Source organism: Bacillus cereus group sp. BfR-BA-01453, from assembly GCF_022662915.1.
In the GTDB taxonomy this organism is placed as follows: domain Bacteria; phylum Bacillota; class Bacilli; order Bacillales; family Bacillaceae_G; genus Bacillus_A; species Bacillus_A paranthracis.
Map to the genome: position 1 here is coordinate 81,635 of NZ_JAKUEN010000005.1, position 16,933 is coordinate 98,567.

Here is a 16,933-nt window from a genome sequence, read left to right on the forward strand (position 1 = left end):
GCTATAAAGGTAGCTTGGACAAAGAAAAAGGAGTAACTAAATGTTAAAGCAAGGAAGAATTATAATTGTTATTGGCACATTAGTAACGCTCATCGCGAGTTTTATGGTGCCAGCAGACAATAAAACAAGATTAATAAATGTACTCGTAATATTTTTATTCGGTGTAATAGCTGTGTGGTCTTCAGTTTTATTTGAACGAATTTATCAAAAGATACATAAAAAGTGAAATAAATAAAACTTTTGTCGATTGGAGTAGTAGTGAAACTAGAGGGATTAAAACAATTTTGATGATTATTGTTATACTGATCGAATCGGCACATAAATGTAATTTTGATTATGTAGACAGCCAAACTAGCAATAGAAGTTACGGTTAATAAGTAAGAAGTTGAATGAAATCTTTTCTTATATTAGATTTTACTCTAGTTATAGGAGACCATGGGTTATGTCGTAGGCGATACCATTAAGTTTGAGGATTAAGAGAGGAGTGTATTAATATGCGACCATTAAAGGCTGGGAAATATATTACATATGTTGCAGTTTTAATACTTCTTATATTTTCTATGTTACTGCCATATAGCCTACCTAAAAAGATTGCTCTTATTATTTTTGTTTTAATTTTAGGAGCCATTTCCTTGGGGGCGAATAAAGTAGTAGGACGGATATATAACAAATTTAAAGAATAATAAAGTTTGAAAAAGGATAGGGATAATCCGATATTAATTAGGAAAAGAAACGGGATTATACGTTAGAGATGGTTATGGGATAGGTGGTACCATTAATATTGGAGATTAAGAGAGGAGCATATTAATATGCAACCATTTAAGGTTGGAAAATATATTACATATGTTGCAATTGCTATATTTCTTGTAGTCGCTATAATGTCTCCTTATGAATTACCTAAAAAGGTTGGTTTTATTATAGGTGTTCTTATTTTAGGAGCATGTGCACTTGGGACTAATAAATTTTATGAACGAACGCATAGTAAATTTAAACATAAATAAGGCAAATGCAATAGGGGGAAATCATCATGATAATAATATCTATTAAGAGCAATTTCGAGGGAGATAACCCATAAAGGTTTCGGAGGAGGTTTTTTCTTGAAAGCTGAAAAAAGGAGTAAGCACACATGTTTAAACAAGGACGTATTTTGATGTGTATTTTTACCGTGGTGCTATTTTTTCTTCATTCTTTTTTCCACAGCCAATGGGAAAAAGGTTTTTAACAGCTATTGCAGCATTAATTATTGGTGGAATAGGTATTGGAATTTCCTATCTATTAGAAATTTTGAGTAACAAGTCGAAGAATATATCTAAAAAGAATGAAGAATGACGATGAAGCTTTTCCCGATTGGTTCAGTTGTAAAGCTAAAAGAATTAAACCAACCTGTTATGGTTATTGGAAGAATGATCATTTCAGCAGATAAACATGATTTTGATTATGTAGGTGTTCCTTATCCAGTGGGCTATTTAGGTGATGAAAAAGTATTACGTTTTAATCATGATAAGATTGTAGAGGAAATGCATAGAGGATATATGACTGAGAGTGAATTAGTAGAATTGTAAAGTAGTTGGAAAATACATATAGATTTTAAAAATACGAAAGGGGAAACAAAATGGGAAAGATAATGAGAACCCTTGTAATCCATATTATTTTCTCCTTCAAAAAATTAATTTTATCGATACATCGTCCACATTCCAATGTCTTTAAAACCTAATCGTTTATAAATTCGTCCAGCAGTTGGATTGTTATAAAATAAGCCATCCGTTTGGACAGCTCATTTACATAATTCTCGTTATTGGAAGTGAAATTATTTGATAAAGTAACCCCAATAACTTATTACTACAAGTATTAAAGATAATACTGTATATACAATAGATCCTATTAAAATAGGATTTACACTTAATTCAAATTTTTCTTCCTCTACTTTAATACCCAATCTAGCTTGAGCTTGAAGGCGAACACTGTTGCTAGAAAATCCGCCTTTACTGCTAAAGTAATATGTAATAATGACAAAACATATTCCAGCGAAGAAAGTTAAATCAACAAAACTCCATTTTAAGATCTTAGATGATTTATATACAATTCCAGCTTCAATCATTATAGTTACAAGTAATCCTAATCCTTTTTTCATGTAATCAATCCTTTTGTATTTTCTAATGATTTTGAAATTTATCACTTATAATCATCTTATCATGTGATAAGAAGAAAAAACGAGGGATTTTTATTATATATTGTGTTCATCCTCAATTAACATAACGTCTCCTGATTGGTAGCAAGCACATGGAGAAATCCTACCTACCCTCAAAAGGAATCTGCCTTTTTCTTTTTATATAATTTTATGCAACTTTATATGTATCCCTATCCTAGCGTAGGTTTTAGGGTTCTCGTATGTTACTGAATTAGCCAAAAACCTGTATGAAATCTTGCATGCTCTTAACGTGGATTTTTCCAATATACTGGCGCTCCCCTAATAGTGTGTATTCCTCAGCAGTTTGATCTTGTAGGAAATTCAATGATGTTACTTCGCAATTGTATAATTCGCTCTACAACATCTAGTGTGGCAAGTTTAATTGTTTCTTGGTCAGGCGTACTAGGTAAGTTGTCGGCATCTAGACATTTATAAAATATATTTCATTTTTAGCACCGAGCTGTATATTTGAAACAGTTTTAAATCGTTCAACAATAGTTGACTTTCCAGAGAGTTTTATCAGCTTATATGCGGAAAGAAGTGCTTCATAATGAGAGGTAACAAATTCTTCTTTACTACATGGTATAAATGAATCATGGAAGCCGAGTAAAATTGATTTTAATGTTCCATTCTCTTGAAATACTCCCCACAGATCTTGAAAGTCTGTTTCATAACCGAAAGACTCTATATCTCCAATAATAAATCAGTTATGGGTTGCTTCTTCTTTTGGGTAAGCGGATACTTGTTCATGATCTTTCTTAATTTTCGTATCATCATAAAATGGAATATTTTTTATTTTTCTGAATTTTACAACTTGAGTTTTTTGAAAGCAATATAAAATTTTATGTTTAGTTCACAAACTTTCGGAAAAACTAGGAAAGATATGACAAAGGAGGTTATGAACGGTGGATCATCCAATTCAAGGGTTAATGAAAGCAGCAATGGAAAATTTAAAAGAAATGGTCGATGTAAATACGATTGTTGGAGAGCCTGTTCAGACGGCTGACGGTGGTGTAGTGTTAACGGTTTCTAAAGTAGCGTTCGGTTTTGGAGCAGGAGGTTCTGATTTCCAAACGAATGATGGACAAAGAGCGAACGGTAACCCTGCATTTGGTGGCGGTAGCGCGGGTGGTGTTTCTATTACACCAGTAGCATTTCTTGTGGTGAATAAAGATGGAGTAAATATTCTGCATCTACAAAATGCGACACATTTAGCGGAAAAAATGATTGAATTAGCTCCACAAACAATTGATAAAATTCAATCGATGTTCCAAAAAGATGAAAAGAAAGAGGGAAATCATCATCCTCAAAACCCAGATGAAATCCTTTAAAAACGCCTGCTTACGAGCAGGTGTTTTTTCTTGTAATCACTATGTAATAAAACACATGAAATTGTAAATAGTTTTTGAAGTTTTTTCTATGTTTCTAAAATTTTTCATGTTAAAATATGCTATAGAATTGAAACATATAAAACGAAGGTGGCTAGGTGCTTTGTCTGGAGGATCTGACCAAGTAAAGAATATGATATATATTAATGGTAATCGTCGAGGTCATTGTTTTATTACATCAGGAATTACGTTTAAAGAGTTTGCAAGTAACATCCCTTCACCGCTTCATCAAGTGTTGCTTTTAAAGCATAACTTTGAATGGACAGATTTTCATTATCATACTTTATTTGAATATGTTGAGGAAGAAAATATACATAAGTTAATTCAAGCAGAGATTGATGAATTTGATGAATTTTGTTGGGTAGATTTTGATGATGCAAGCGATTTAGATGAACTAGAGCCAAAAGAAATTGCAGAGCTTTTATATTTGGCTCACAAAAAAGAACCACTTGCAAGAACGTTCTTTCCGTTATTGAAAAATAGATTTGTTTATTTTTCACATGATGACGGATGGTACAACAAAGTGTATTATCGTAGGATTGCAGACTTTGTAGGGATGTTAAGTAAAGTTATTCCTTATAAACTTGGTGCTTTCGGTAAGAAACGTTTTTCTTTCTTCCAAAAATCAAAAATTTTCCCAGCAATTTCAAAAGAAGTGATTATGGGGCTTCTTCCATTAATGGAAGATGGTCTTTATATTGATCTGGCAGGGAAAATTGAGTCAAGAAGGGGTCTTGAAATTCCGGTATATGTAGTTGGTTCGTATGAAAGTACGGATGAGGTACTAGATAATATCGATGAATTAAAAGAAGAAGCAACAGAGACGGGTTGGCTTATTTTTGATAAGAAAGAACAAGAGTGGCAATGGGTTGTGGATTAAGAAAACTTGGCGCATGCAGTCAAGTTTTCTTGTCTTTTGAAAGGAGTAAAAATGAAGAAATATTATACAATTGTGGGTATTGTAAGTATTATTCTTGTGGCAATTTCACTTATCACTTGTCCGAAAGAATCAGATTTTAAATTGTATCTAGAAGATAAGTATGCATTGAAATGTGACGAGGGTAGTTTTGAATGCACACAAAATGTAGATGGTAAAAAAGAAAAACTAAAATTTGAAAGTACAGATGCACGAAATGGTGTATTCTTTATGACTGTAAAGCAAACATTTAAAACAGAAGCTGATGTTACGAGAGAATATAGCGGGGTAGGAATGTTTGGTACATTTCTTTTTGTTTCAGAGAAGACTTTCTAGTAATAGAAGGTCTTTTTCTTATGCTTATGTTCATATAGATGAAGTAAGACAAGCATAGGAGGGGTATTGATGAAAAAGGAATGTATTGTTTGTGGCGGTGAGGAGTTTTTCTCTTCTACATTATACGCACGTACGAAACAAGATTGGGCATATGCACCAAATATGTATCGATTTGAAAAGGTGTTTATTGAGCATCGGGATGAAGAAAATTATCCAGTGTTTCAAGAAATTACAGCGAAACATTGTTGTGGATGCGGTCATATTATGTTGTATCACGAATGAACACACCAAGTATAACTTGGTGTGTTTTTTTTAAAACGCTGACAAAGCAAGCGGATAAAGTAAAGTAAATAAAACAGAAAAACTACCAAAACCAATTGCGGTATATCCAAGTGTTCTTGCTCCAAAATTGACAGCTAATAAGCCGACTAAAATCGCAAGAGAACCGAGTGTAACTGGATAAAATGCAATGGAGAAAAGCGAAAGAAATAAAGCGACATAGCCTATCATTGCACCGGTATTTGTACCTTCTATTTCATTTGCAATTTCTTTACGCTTATGTCTAATTGGAATGCCAGCTGGTGATATTTCAGCTGCATACTCTTCGTTTTTTTCACCACTTTTAAAATGGTGATTTCTCTTTCTTCGCATGTACATCCCTCTCTTTCAATTGGGTGTACTTATATTATCTTTCATAAAGAGAAGAACATGAGTATGAGTTAAACCCAAGTAAAGCAAAAATTGGAGAATAAAGATCCCATCGTTCGCATGTACATCCCCTAATGAAGATAAACAGGAATTTTGGAAAATGGTGTAGAATGAAATGAGTGATAAACCATGAAGGTAGGGGAATACATGACGAAATTTAATTGGCATGAATCAGCAGAGAAGAAATGGGATAGTAGTGCAGAGTTTTGGAATCAAAATAGTCAGGAGATGTGGGATAGTGGGAGTAGGAGTACGATTATTCCATTTTTTGAACAGTACGTGAAGAAAGAAGCCAAGGTGCTTGACGTTGGTTGTGGAGATGGATACGGTACATATAAATTAAGTCGCGCGGGCTATAAAGCAGTTGGAGTAGATTTATCAGAAGTGATGATTCAAAAAGGGAAGGAGCGCGGAGAGGGACCAGATTTATCCTTTATAAAAGGAGATCTTTCTTCCTTACCGTTCGAAAATGAACAATTTGAAGCAATTATGGCAATTAATTCTTTAGAATGGACCGAGGAGCCATTACAAGCATTAAATGAGATAAAGCGTGTTTTAAAAAGCGATGGGTATGCATGTATTGCAATTTTAGGACCGACAGCAAAGCCAAGAGAGAACAGTTATCCTCGTTTATACGGCAAAGACGTTGTATGTAATACGATGATGCCTTGGGAATTTGAACAGTTAGTAAAAGAACAAGGTTTTAAAGTTGTAGATGGTATCGGTGTATATAAGCGCGGAGTAAATGAGAAGATGTTAGGTCAACTATCTACAGAGTTACAACAATCGTTAACGTTCTTATGGGTATTTATGTTAAAAAAGCATAAAGAAATGAAAGAATTTTTAGGAGGTAAATAAGTGCAGAAAATACAAAAAACTGATACAATATCATCAGAACCAATTAAAGGGGGACTAGGGTATATGACAACTACTACAACAGTTAAATCCGATATTGAAATCGCACAAGAAGCGAGTATGAAAAAGATTCAAGAAATTGCAGCTGATTTAAATATTTTAGAAGATGAATTAGAGCCATACGGGCATTATAAAGGTAAGTTATCTCTTGATATTTTTAAGCGCTTACAGAATGAGAAAGACGGTAAAGTTGTTTTAGTAACAGCGATTAACCCAACTCCAGCTGGAGAAGGTAAATCAACAGTAACAGTTGGTTTAGGTCAAGCTTTTAATAAAATTGGTAAGAAAACAGTAATTGCACTTCGCGAACCATCTCTTGGACCAACGATGGGACTAAAAGGCGGGGCAGCAGGTGGTGGTTTTTCACAAGTTGTACCTATGGAAGACATTAACCTTCACTTTACTGGAGATATTCATGCGATCACAACTGCCAATAACGCGTTAGCAGCGTTTATTGATAATCATATCCAACAAGGAAACACACTTGGAATTGATACGCGTAAAATCGTTTGGAAACGCTGTGTTGACTTAAATGATCGTGCCCTTCGTAACGTAGTAATTGGTCTTGGTGGACCGGTTCAAGGTGTACCACGTGAAGACGGTTTTGATATTACAGTAGCATCTGAAATTATGGCCGTATTCTGCCTTGCGACAGATATTCAAGATTTAAAAGCGCGTCTATCACGCATCGTAGTTGCTTATAATTTTGCAAATCAACCTGTGACGGTTAAAGATTTAGGTGTAGAAGGTGCGTTAACATTATTATTAAAAGATGCATTAAAGCCAAACTTAGTGCAAACGTTAGAAAATACACCAGCTATCATTCACGGCGGACCATTTGCGAATATCGCTCATGGTTGTAACAGTGTTATCGCTACAACAATGGCAGCAAAATTAGGTGATTATGTTATTACAGAAGCTGGATTTGGTGCAGATTTAGGTGCTGAGAAGTTTTTAGATATTAAAGCTCGTGCAGCTGGCATTAAACCAGAAGCAGTTGTTATTGTTGCGACGATTCGTGCGCTTAAAATGCATGGCGGCGTAGCAAAAGATCAATTAAAAGAAGAAAATGTAGATGCATTAGCAAAAGGTATGGAGAACTTACAGAAGCACGTTGAAACAATTCAAAGCTTCGGTGTGCCTTTCGTAATTGCAATTAATAAATTCATTACAGATACAGATGCAGAAGTTGCATACTTACAAGAATGGTGTAATGAGCGTGGCTATGCGGTATCCTTAACAGAAGTTTGGGAGAAAGGTGGCCAAGGCGGAGTTGACCTTGCTGAAAAAGTGTTAAAAGAGATTGAAAAAGGTGAAAACAACTACGCACCACTTTATGAATTAGAATTACCATTAGAAGAGAAAATTCGTACAATTGCTCAAAAAGTGTACGGCGCAAAAGACATTGAATTTGCTCCGAAAGCACGTAAGCAATTAGCTCAATATGAAGGCGAAGGTTGGAGTAACCTACCAATTTGTATGGCGAAAACACAATACTCTCTTTCTGACGATGCAACGAAATTAGGTCGTCCATCTGACTTTATCGTTACAATTCGTGAGCTAAAACCATCTATTGGTGCAGGCTTTATCGTTGCGTTAACAGGAACAATGTTAACAATGCCAGGCCTTCCAAAACAACCAGCAGCACTACAAATGGATGTAAATGAAGATGGAAAAGCAGTAGGTTTATTCTAAAAGGTTGTAATTCATCTCGTTTATCTGTAAACTATATATACATCAAGTGGCGCCTTTCCATCGAAAGGCGCCTGTTTTTTGGAGGGAATTATGTTTGATCCAACTGCTTTTGATAATTTAAAAGTAATCGTAGAAGGCGCTGTATATGATTTTGATTTACATGGAGATATTCTTGTAACAGATCGAAAAGATATGATGGACCTTGCTTCATTAAGTCGTATATATCATATTTCATTTCAGTTAACAGAACCATTCGAACCGTTAGTAGAGGCAACATTTTCACTATCTGTAGATGCAAGGAACTTGTCTGGTGAAATATTAGAAGTACCACAATTTACACCAGGATGCGAAATGAAGTTAGCATTTTCATTCCCGATTGAAAAACCAGAAGTAGTGTGCGGTGAAATTGAAACTTTCATGCATTCTATATGGGGAAAAGAAAGAATGATTACGCAAAAACTTTCATACGAATATAATAAGCAAGCGATTTCATATCATAATAAGGTAGAGGTTCTATTTCAAAAAGCGATTACAGAAGACCATGTTGATGATTTAATAGCTGTTATTTCACACATGATAGAAACGGTGCGAACAATACAACATTTTCTTCAAAAATAGAGATAAAGGAGAAAAACAAATGATAAAAGATATGCAACCATTTTTACAACAAGCTTGGGAGAAGGCTGGTTTTAAGGAGTTAACTGAAATTCAAAAACAAGCGATTCCAACTATTTTAGAAGGACAAGACGTTATAGCTGAATCTCCAACTGGAACAGGAAAAACATTAGCGTACTTATTACCCCTTTTACATAAAATCAATCCTGAAGTAAAACAGCCACAGGTTGTTGTTTTAGCGCCAACACGTGAACTTGTCATGCAAATTCATGAGGAGGTTCAAAAGTTTACAGCAGGAACTGAAATTTCAGGTGCATCTTTAATTGGTGGTGCAGATATTAAGCGCCAAGTAGAAAAATTAAAGAAACACCCAAGAGTAATTGTCGGTTCACCAGGTCGTATTTTAGAATTAATTCGTATGAAAAAGCTAAAAATGCATGAAGTGAAAACAATTGTATTTGATGAGTTTGATCAAATTGTAAAACAAAAGATGATGGGCGCTGTGCAAGATGTAATTAAATCTACGATGCGTGATCGTCAATTAGTATTCTTCTCAGCGACAATGACAAAAGCAGCAGAAGATGCGGCGCGTGATTTAGCAGTTGAGCCACAATTAGTACGTGTAACACGTGCAGAGTCAAAAAGCTTAGTTGAGCATACGTATATCATTTGTGAGCGACGTGAGAAAAATGATTATGTAAGAAGAATTATGCATATGGGCGATGTAAAAGCAGTTGCTTTCTTAAACGACCCATTCCGTTTAGATGAAATTACTGAGAAATTGAAATTCCGTAAAATGAAAGCAGCAGCTCTTCATGCAGAAGCAAGTAAACAAGAGCGTGAAGCAACAATGCGTGCATTCCGCGGCGGGAAATTAGAAATTTTACTTGCTACTGATATTGCAGCACGCGGTATCGATATTGACGATTTAACACATGTAATTCACTTAGAATTACCAGACACAGTAGACCAATATATTCACCGCTCAGGACGTACTGGACGTATGGGTAAAGAAGGAACTGTTGTATCTCTTGTAACACCGCAAGAAGAGCGTAAATTACTACAATTTGCGAAAAAACTAGGTATCGTATTTACGAAGCAAGAAATGTTCAAAGGATCATTTGTAGAAACAAAACCGAAAGCACCAAAGAAAAAGAAACCAGCATTTACTGGGAAGAAAAAGCCTAGATAAATAATGTGGAAGGCGTAACTATTTGTAGTTACGTCTTTTTGTTTGTAATCAAGTGATAAAGGGAATTGTATTAGTGTTTTTTTATGTGCCTATCATATATATGCTTCTACTGGGAGTATCGAAAAAAGGATAGTTTATTTATTTCGTTTATACGAGGAAATAATATAAAAAAAGTCGAATATTAAACTGATGCGAAATAATAAAAAGAAGGTACACATATGGATAGGAAATTAGGAATGTTTTTAAATACGAAACATATTGAAGTAAACGAAGGAATAAAGAAGGCGAGAGAATGGGGGTTAGAATATATTCAATTATATGCTATGAATCCGCCTTTCAACTTAGCTAACATTTCAAAGGTACAATGGAATACATTAAAAGAAAACTTATCTTTTAATGAGATTCAAGTCCCGTCATTAGCAATTAGCTTCGGAGAAAATGGAATAATAGGAACTGAAGCTGAATGTGCAATAGAGAGTTTTAAATATATTACTGATAAAGGGTTAAGGTTAGGAGCTAACATAGTAACAGCCCATATTGGGAAAATCCCTGATGATGAAAATAGTGAGCACTATGATAAAATGCTACGTGTTTGTAATGAAATAGGGGACTTAGCGTTCAGATTTGGAGGATTCTTCGCCATTGAGACGGGATCTGAAAAAGCAATAGTATTAAAACGATTTTTAGCAACTGCAAACTCGAAAGGACTAGCTGTTAACTTTGACCCAGCAAATTTAATTAGTGATGTAAATGAAAATCCGGTAGAAGGTTTATTGCTATTAAAAGATTATATAGTACAAACTCATATTAAAGATTGTACAAAAGTGAAAAGCGATAGTTCAAGTAAGTATATTGAAGTCGCAGCAGGGAATGGTGAAGTAGATTTCGATATATTCTTCAAAGTATTAGATGAAATTGGATTCGAAGGATATAACATGATTGAAAGAAATGATTATTTTGATGAACTGGATGGGATGAGTCAGTCGATAAATTTTGCAAAGAAGTACATACCAACTCAAAAGGAATAATGATAGTACATGTAGAAACCTACTTAGAATATAAAAAACATTAGGGGGAAATGAAATGATTCATAAGGTCGGACAAATTATGCTGTATGTAAACAATCAAGATGAGGCAGTCAATTTTTGGACGGAAAAGGTAGGGTTTCATGTAGTAGCAGAGGAAGATAACAAACAAGGAATGAGATGGATTGAAATCGCTCCGACTAACGGTGCTGAAACGAGCATTATACTACATAATAAAGAAGTGATTTCTAAAATGAGCCCAGAATTGAATCTTGGTACACCATCTTTAATGTTCTTCTCAGAAAATCTTGATCAATTATATACAGATTTAACAAATAAAAATGTTACTGTTGGCGAAATGGTAACTATGCCTTCTGGTAAAGTATTTAACTTTGCTGATAGTGAAGGGAATTATTTTGCGGTTATGGAAAAGAACCAATAATAATATTGTTATGTGAAAATCCCCCTCAAACATATTGAGGGGGATTAAATCTTTGAAATGAATTTATCATGAGAGAGTTGTTTAATAAAAAATGTTCCTTTTTCAATAGCGGTTTCCATATAACCGACAATTTGATTAAACGTAAACACCTGTAAGTCTTCATGCAAATGTTGCTCGGGATACAACATATCTTCAAAAAGATACTTTCGAAATTCTAAAACATTTTCTTTAGAAACCTCTTCAATATCGACAATGTGAGCCTCTTGATTGAGAAGAGAGAAAAGCTGTTGTTCTTTATCGTAATGATGAAGCAACTTTGCATTTAACAATTTAAAATCGTTATAGTACATAGGTGCGATCGTTTCATCATTTTCTATTCTATTTTTTAACCAAGGAAGAAAAAAGCCGCTTAGCCAATTATCATCAGCAATGAGGTGAGTGTAATAGCCTAAGAGAAAAGGGGAATCCATTTGAGCTTTATATTTTTGAAAAAAAGAATTAAAAGCTATCCTTCTCGTATAGTTTTTCGTTGTGCCAGCGTAAAAGTGTGAAGTTCCTTTTTCTTCTGCTGAATGAACCGCATCAGGGGCTACACCTCCCAGTATGAAAGAAGTTTTATCTTGAATAGATAATTTTTCGGCAATCCTGTTAGCGATAATAGCATGCATAATTCGTGATCCCATAAATGACACCTCGATTTCAAGTATTCATTTCAGGAAGAGGACTGGACAGTTAGTATGACTTTCCCTGTACTTTTTCTACTTTCGACCCATTCATGTGCTTTCCCTGCATCTTGAAGTGGAAAAGATTTCGTAGCCTTGATTTGCAAACGTCCGTTACGCAAATAACGGAAAACTTCATTTGCAGTTTCTTGGAGTAGTTCAGGACGTTTTTTTCGTGTAGTTCCAAAGCTAAAACCGAGTATAGAGCGGCAACTTGCATGTAAATCTTTCGTTTGGAAATTGCCAATTTCACCACTTGCATTACCGAAATGAATGAGGCGGCCGTAATAAGCAAGACATTTTAAACTTCTTTCCGAAACCGTTCCAGAAATAGAGTCCAAAATGATATTCACTCCTTCTCCATATGTTAGCTCATTGACTTTCTCTACAAAATCTTCATCCTGATGACAAAATACATAATCAGCCCCAGCATCTAAAGCAATTTCTTTTTTTGCTTCACTTCCGACAGTACCGATAACTTTTCCCGCCCCTAATAGTTTTGCAAGTTGAATAGCAGTAGTGCCAATTCCGCCAGCAGCCGCATGAATGAGTACTGATTCGCCTTGTTGAAGCCTTGCAACATTTGCGAGTAAATTATAGCTTGTAAAAGATACAATCGGACAAGCAGCTGCAGTTTGAAAATCGACTTCATCAGGTAAAACAAAAGTAAGGTTTTCATTTGCAACAACGTATTCTGCGTAAGATCCATTTTGAGGAAAAGCAATGACACGTTGGCCAGGGTGAATATTTTTCACATGAGAGCCGACACGTTCTACAATACCAGCGGCATCTATCCCTGGAATAAAAGGTAGTGCTTTATTTCCTTTTTTGCCATAACGTGATTTAATGTCAGCAAAATTAACACTCGTAGCAACAACACGAATTAAAACTTGATCTTTTGAAATAGCTGGAATATCCACATCTGTATATTTCATCACTTCAGGACTACCGAACGACGTTACAACGATAGCTTTCATCATATATCCCCCTAAATTTGACTATATAAATCATTTTAAGTCTTCATTAGAAATTGGAAAATTATATAATTGTTATGCAAGGTTATAAGTGAAGCTTATGAACGCATTGAATCATTATATTAATTTATATAAAAAACTTTTGAAAAAATCGAACGAAATATAGATTACTTGCCAATATAAAGTGTAAGACAAAGGAGGGGTGGTATATGAAGGATGAAACAGTGTATACAGATTTGATCCAATTAACTTTATCAGGAAATAAAGAAGCGTATAGCGAATTATATGATGTAACGATTCACGAAGTATATAAGACAGCACATTTTTTAATAGATGATAAAACGGATGTAGATGATGTCGTTCAAGAAATATACATACAGCTATATGAATCGCTTCGTAAGTATGATAGCGAGAAGCCATTTCGTCCTTGGCTAATTGGACTTGCAATTAAACAAATTCATTCTTATAGAAGAAAGAGGTGGATGCGACTACGAATTATAAAAAAAGCAGAAGAGCAAAGAAAACCGGTACAAATTGATTTTTCTAACGATCTTATAAGTAAAATATCAAACCAAAAATTAATCGAACTTATTCATAGATTACCGTATAAATTGAAACAAGTTATTATTTTAAGATACTTACATGATTACTCTCAAGAAGAAGTAGCACAAATATTACATATTCCAATTGGTACTGTGAAATCTAGAATTCACGCAGCATTAAAGAAACTACGTCAAAAAGAGCAAGTAGAAGAAATCTTTTTAGGAGAGGTAGGGAATGTGAAATGAGTTTAGATTGTAGAGTTCGAGAATCTATACGAGAAGAAGCGAAGGGGATTGTTGCCCCACCGGAGTTAAAAGGAAAAGTAATCGTTCAAATAAAAATGAATCAAGGGGGGCGTAAGAGGAGGAAACGCCTTATCGCAGGAGTACTTGCGGCGGCTTTTTTAATTCCGACGACTGGTTTTGCGTATCAATCTATTATGGCAGATGGTATATACGGGTCTTTTGAAAACCTAAAAAAACACGCTGGAACGATGACATTAGAGGCGTACATGCGTTTTAGTGCAAAGTTATCACAAGCGAAAGATGAAATGGGTACAAAAGAATATGAAATGTTTACAAAAGAACTAAAGAAATTAACAAATGCAAAGCTTGCGTACGGAGATTCGAACGGCAATATTGATTATGATGCATTATCGCCAGCAAAAAGAGAAGAAATGAAAAAGGTAAGTATGGGCCTTCAACCATACTTTGATAAATTAAATGGTCATAAATCAAGTAGAGAAGTATTAACGCAAGAAGAGTTTGATCGCTATATGGAAGCTTTAATGACACATGAAATCGTACGAGTGAAGACAAAATCAACCGGTGCAATAAAACTAGAAGAAGTACCTGAGGCATATAAAGAAAGATTTATGAAAGCAGAGCAGATTATGGAGTATGTAGACGAAAAGGTGAGATAAGTAAAAAGGGAGAACTTGTGAAAAAATCAGGTTCTCCTCGTTTAGTTGAAAAATAAAATGATTGCATGTGTTTTGGGAGAAGTAAGTGAGATAACACTTTTATATGTTTTTTAAAAATAAGATATATCTGGATCGGCGGTATGACTTTGTTGTGGAAATAATAGTCTTTCAAAATATGGAGATGATTGTCCGTGTAATCGTAGTTGTTTTTCAATTTCAACGGCAAAACGGCGAGCATCCTCTGCACTACGTTTCCCTGTAACAATATCATACATTAAGTTTAAAGCCATAAAGTTAGCAGCTTCTAGGTCGCATTTAGCAGTGGCTTCACCAGCAGTGCGATCTAAATATAAACTACCATCAAATTTCGCTAATTCATCTAAAAATTGTACAGGTACTTTAAAGTCAATTGTTTGTGCTAAATAGTCCAAATGAGGTGTTGGAAAATTATGAGGAACGGTATCAAGATGAACAACTGTGCGCTTCCATGGACCATTATTGTGCCAAATAATCTGTCTAGTGCTTGCTTCACTCGGTAAACCGTATTTATTAATTAAGGTATAAACTGTTTTTTTTTGATCTCCACTCCACCCATTTAAAATTTGGTCTAAAACAGGGTGGACTCCTGATTGTTGTCGATAATAATCATTGTAACCATAAGTCATTGTAATTCCCTCCTTATATAGTAATTAGAACGCCTTGTATTTATTATATGGTGGGCATTTGTCTAAATTTCCTATTATATATTTTAGGATAGATACAAAAAAATAAGGTAGAGTAGAATTATCCTTCATTTTTGCTATTTGCAGTATCTTTTTGTATAAAACAATCTAAAAGGGAATAACCAGCTATTAAGCTAATTATCGTAACAAAAGTTGTATTGATAAGAATAATATTAGCTAAATAAGGTAAGTACGCACCAAGCGGTGAAAAGAGTAGAGCTGGAGAAAAGGAAATGAATAGTGTAGGCACAGTAATGGCGATAAATTTATCCGGTTGAAAGCGCCAGTTTTGTTTACTTGTTTCACGATTAATAGATTGAAGGAATCGTAATAAAATGCCGACTATAAGAGGGAAGAGTGTAAAGTAGAATAATCTTGGATAAACTTTAAAGTGTACTTGTGCGTCTGTATCTAAATAAAATTGAATTTTCACTCCGACAAATAATAATAAGACGATAAATAATGTAAAGCAGAGGTATAGCATCACTTTTTGCATTATATTCCACCATCCTTTACTCAAAATATATTCAAAAAAAGAAGAGATATACAATAACTACTGTTGTATATCTCTTCTTTTACGGCTATTTAATAGTGGTGTTTGCTTTTTCTTGCTTCGTGAAATAATCTATAATGCCCATCGCACTAATTTCTATATCTAGATGTAAAATGTTATAAACGGAATGATCTGATGGAACGTTTAACTTTGTAAGGTGAGAAGAGACCTTATCCATTAATACAGTTTGCAAAGCTTTAGTAGCCTCATCGAAATCATAATATTTTTCAAAGACCTCTTTTCCAGTATGAACGAAAATAGGTAACCAATGTTCTAGTTGCTTATATACTTCTGTAACATTGGATGATGCACCGTAATGACCGAAATAAATAGTATCTACATTCATACTTTGAATGTGATTTTTAGAAGCAATCATCGCATCGGGTTGGAATTGTGAAGGGGATGTTGATGGTAAATATAGTTCTACACCGACGTCTGCGAGTTCTCTATAATAAATGCCGATTGTATCGCCAGTAAAAATACCGTTTGTTAATGAATCGTGAATGCTAATATGGTGCTTTGCATGTCCCGGTGTATCATAAAATGTAAGGATGCGGTCTTCTGCAATTTGTAACGTATCACCATGTTGTACAATATGAACACGTTCTTCTTCAATTGGAAGAATTGGATCAAAAAGTTTATCGAAATCTTCTTTGTACACAGCTTTTGCACCTAAAATGAGTTTTGTTGGGTCAATCATATGACGAGCACCGCGAGAATGCACATATAAAGTAGCATTTGGGCATTTTTCCATCATTAAACCAGCAGCACCGGCGTGATCTAAATGAACATGTGTAACGATAATGTTTTTAACTTCGTTTAAATCAATATGTAATTGTTGTAAGCCGTCTAAAATATACGGAAGAGAAGGGGCTGCACAAGTTTCAATTAAAGTAATATCATCACCTAATAAAACGTACGTACCAGTTCGTTCATTATGTTGTAAATCAAAATCATCAATCAGATATAGGTGAGAAGATAATTGTTCTACTTTTTTCATCTTTACCACTCCTTATATACGGTATGTAACTATTATACGCTAAAAATACAAAAAGGCAGAAAACGAAAGTTTCGTCT

The 16,933-nt window shown here is 34.5% G+C and carries 23 protein-coding genes and 3 pseudogenes; 17 read left to right on the forward strand and 9 right to left on the reverse strand.

All coding sequences use genetic code 11. From position 1 onward, the window contains the following. Positions 1–40: 40 nt before the first annotated feature. From MR070_RS12740 to MR070_RS12755, 5 genes and pseudogenes are all read left to right on the forward strand, one after another. Positions 41–226, forward strand: a complete 186-nt coding sequence (locus MR070_RS12740) for a hypothetical protein (RefSeq protein ID WP_000917620.1) — start codon at positions 41–43, stop codon at positions 224–226. A gap of 268 nt (positions 227–494) precedes the next feature. After that, positions 495–683, forward strand: coding sequence for a hypothetical protein (locus tag MR070_RS12745; RefSeq protein WP_242261429.1), 189 nt, complete (start codon positions 495–497; stop codon positions 681–683). Positions 684–809: 126 nt separating this feature from the next. Next, positions 810–1,001 (forward strand): hypothetical protein, encoded by a 192-nt coding sequence (locus MR070_RS12750; protein ID WP_001182257.1) that lies wholly within the window; start codon positions 810–812, stop codon positions 999–1,001. A gap of 125 nt (positions 1,002–1,126) precedes the next feature. Then, positions 1,127–1,329 (forward strand): annotated as a pseudogene (locus MR070_RS27115) (hypothetical protein). Between the two features lie 2 nt (positions 1,330–1,331). Further along, positions 1,332–1,562 (forward strand): DUF4176 domain-containing protein, encoded by a 231-nt coding sequence (locus tag MR070_RS12755; RefSeq protein WP_002002623.1) that lies wholly within the window; start codon positions 1,332–1,334, stop codon positions 1,560–1,562. A 110-nt stretch (positions 1,563–1,672) separates the two neighbouring features. Here MR070_RS12755 and MR070_RS27310 read toward each other — a convergent pair. The 3 genes and pseudogenes from MR070_RS27310 to MR070_RS12770 all read right to left on the reverse strand — a co-directional run. Continuing rightward, positions 1,673–1,756, reverse strand: a pseudogene (locus MR070_RS27310) (GNAT family N-acetyltransferase); the annotation flags it as partial. A gap of 51 nt (positions 1,757–1,807) precedes the next feature. Then, the gene (locus MR070_RS12765) at positions 1,808–2,131 is read right to left on the reverse strand and encodes a hypothetical protein (RefSeq protein ID WP_000715533.1); all 324 of its coding nucleotides are present in this window, start codon (positions 2,129–2,131) and stop codon (positions 1,808–1,810) included. A 368-nt stretch (positions 2,132–2,499) separates the two neighbouring features. Then, positions 2,500–2,951 (reverse strand): annotated as a pseudogene (locus MR070_RS12770) (GNAT family N-acetyltransferase); the annotation flags it as partial. A 142-nt stretch (positions 2,952–3,093) separates the two neighbouring features. Between MR070_RS12770 and ytfJ the strand changes: the two are divergent. The 4 genes from ytfJ (at position 3,094) to MR070_RS12790 (ending at position 5,110) form a co-directional block, all read left to right on the forward strand. After that, positions 3,094–3,519, forward strand: coding sequence for a GerW family sporulation protein (ytfJ, locus tag MR070_RS12775; protein WP_000349987.1), 426 nt, complete (start codon positions 3,094–3,096; stop codon positions 3,517–3,519). 160 nt (positions 3,520–3,679) lie between these two features. Then, positions 3,680–4,456, forward strand: a complete 777-nt coding sequence (locus MR070_RS12780; RefSeq protein ID WP_000014091.1) for an oxalate:formate antiporter — start codon at positions 3,680–3,682, stop codon at positions 4,454–4,456. Positions 4,457–4,507: 51 nt separating this feature from the next. Next, positions 4,508–4,828 carry a hypothetical protein gene (locus MR070_RS12785; RefSeq protein ID WP_000761188.1) on the forward strand — a complete coding sequence of 107 codons (321 nt, stop codon included), beginning with the start codon at positions 4,508–4,510 and terminating at the stop codon, positions 4,826–4,828. Between the two features lie 69 nt (positions 4,829–4,897). Continuing rightward, on the forward strand, positions 4,898–5,110 hold the full coding sequence (locus MR070_RS12790; protein WP_000711202.1) for a hypothetical protein: 213 nt from the start codon (positions 4,898–4,900) through the stop codon (positions 5,108–5,110). A 30-nt stretch (positions 5,111–5,140) separates the two neighbouring features. Here the strand turns inward: MR070_RS12790 and MR070_RS12795 are convergent, their stop codons facing one another. Then, positions 5,141–5,479 (reverse strand): hypothetical protein, encoded by a 339-nt coding sequence (locus tag MR070_RS12795; protein ID WP_001253199.1) that lies wholly within the window; start codon positions 5,477–5,479, stop codon positions 5,141–5,143. A gap of 186 nt (positions 5,480–5,665) precedes the next feature. Between MR070_RS12795 and MR070_RS12800 the strand changes: the two genes are divergently transcribed. The 6 genes from MR070_RS12800 to MR070_RS12825 all read left to right on the forward strand — a co-directional run bounded on the left by MR070_RS12800 (position 5,666) and on the right by MR070_RS12825 (position 11,420). Continuing rightward, positions 5,666–6,394 carry a class I SAM-dependent methyltransferase gene (locus MR070_RS12800; protein WP_242261430.1) on the forward strand — a complete coding sequence of 243 codons (729 nt, stop codon included), beginning with the start codon at positions 5,666–5,668 and terminating at the stop codon, positions 6,392–6,394. Between the two features lie 63 nt (positions 6,395–6,457). Continuing rightward, positions 6,458–8,146 (forward strand): formate--tetrahydrofolate ligase, encoded by a 1,689-nt coding sequence (locus tag MR070_RS12805; RefSeq protein ID WP_001985392.1) that lies wholly within the window; start codon positions 6,458–6,460, stop codon positions 8,144–8,146. A gap of 90 nt (positions 8,147–8,236) precedes the next feature. After that, positions 8,237–8,764, forward strand: coding sequence for a hypothetical protein (locus tag MR070_RS12810; RefSeq protein ID WP_070805862.1), 528 nt, complete (start codon positions 8,237–8,239; stop codon positions 8,762–8,764). Positions 8,765–8,783: 19 nt separating this feature from the next. Further along, positions 8,784–9,953 (forward strand): DEAD/DEAH box helicase, encoded by a 1,170-nt coding sequence (locus MR070_RS12815; protein WP_000588613.1) that lies wholly within the window; start codon positions 8,784–8,786, stop codon positions 9,951–9,953. A gap of 218 nt (positions 9,954–10,171) precedes the next feature. After that, positions 10,172–10,981, forward strand: a complete 810-nt coding sequence (locus tag MR070_RS12820; protein ID WP_138322110.1) for a sugar phosphate isomerase/epimerase family protein — start codon at positions 10,172–10,174, stop codon at positions 10,979–10,981. Positions 10,982–11,036: 55 nt separating this feature from the next. Continuing rightward, positions 11,037–11,420, forward strand: coding sequence for a VOC family protein (locus tag MR070_RS12825; protein ID WP_000581478.1), 384 nt, complete (start codon positions 11,037–11,039; stop codon positions 11,418–11,420). Between the two features lie 44 nt (positions 11,421–11,464). Here MR070_RS12825 and MR070_RS12830 read toward each other — a convergent pair whose 3' ends face one another. Both MR070_RS12830 and MR070_RS12835 read right to left on the reverse strand, forming a co-directional pair. Next, positions 11,465–12,103 (reverse strand): zinc dependent phospholipase C family protein, encoded by a 639-nt coding sequence (locus MR070_RS12830; protein ID WP_242261431.1) that lies wholly within the window; start codon positions 12,101–12,103, stop codon positions 11,465–11,467. Positions 12,104–12,132: 29 nt separating this feature from the next. Then, complete coding sequence (locus tag MR070_RS12835) at positions 12,133–13,119, reverse strand: quinone oxidoreductase family protein (RefSeq protein WP_139895528.1); 987 nt, start codon at positions 13,117–13,119, stop codon at positions 12,133–12,135. Positions 13,120–13,325: 206 nt separating this feature from the next. On the opposite strand from MR070_RS12835, the gene MR070_RS12840 reads away from it, so the two are divergent. Both MR070_RS12840 and MR070_RS12845 read left to right on the forward strand, forming a co-directional pair. Then, positions 13,326–13,904: a sigma-70 family RNA polymerase sigma factor gene (locus MR070_RS12840; protein WP_242261432.1), complete on the forward strand. Its 579-nt coding sequence runs from the start codon at positions 13,326–13,328 to the stop codon at positions 13,902–13,904. Continuing rightward, on the forward strand, positions 13,901–14,581 hold the full coding sequence (locus MR070_RS12845) for a DUF3600 domain-containing protein (RefSeq protein WP_000050706.1): 681 nt from the start codon (positions 13,901–13,903) through the stop codon (positions 14,579–14,581). The genes MR070_RS12840 and MR070_RS12845 overlap by 4 nt, the downstream gene beginning before the upstream one ends. Before the next feature lie 110 nt (positions 14,582–14,691). On the opposite strand, the gene MR070_RS12850 is transcribed toward MR070_RS12845, so the two are convergent. From MR070_RS12850 to MR070_RS12860, 3 genes are all read right to left on the reverse strand, one after another. Next, positions 14,692–15,246 carry a hypothetical protein gene (locus MR070_RS12850; RefSeq protein WP_242261433.1) on the reverse strand — a complete coding sequence of 185 codons (555 nt, stop codon included), beginning with the start codon at positions 15,244–15,246 and terminating at the stop codon, positions 14,692–14,694. Positions 15,247–15,364: 118 nt separating this feature from the next. Continuing rightward, a complete protein-coding gene (locus tag MR070_RS12855) occupies positions 15,365–15,799 on the reverse strand; it encodes a hypothetical protein (protein ID WP_001174527.1) in 435 nt (144 codons plus the stop codon). 85 nt (positions 15,800–15,884) lie between these two features. Beyond that, complete coding sequence (locus tag MR070_RS12860) at positions 15,885–16,856, reverse strand: MBL fold metallo-hydrolase (protein WP_070805869.1); 972 nt, start codon at positions 16,854–16,856, stop codon at positions 15,885–15,887. Positions 16,857–16,933 lie beyond the last annotated feature (77 nt).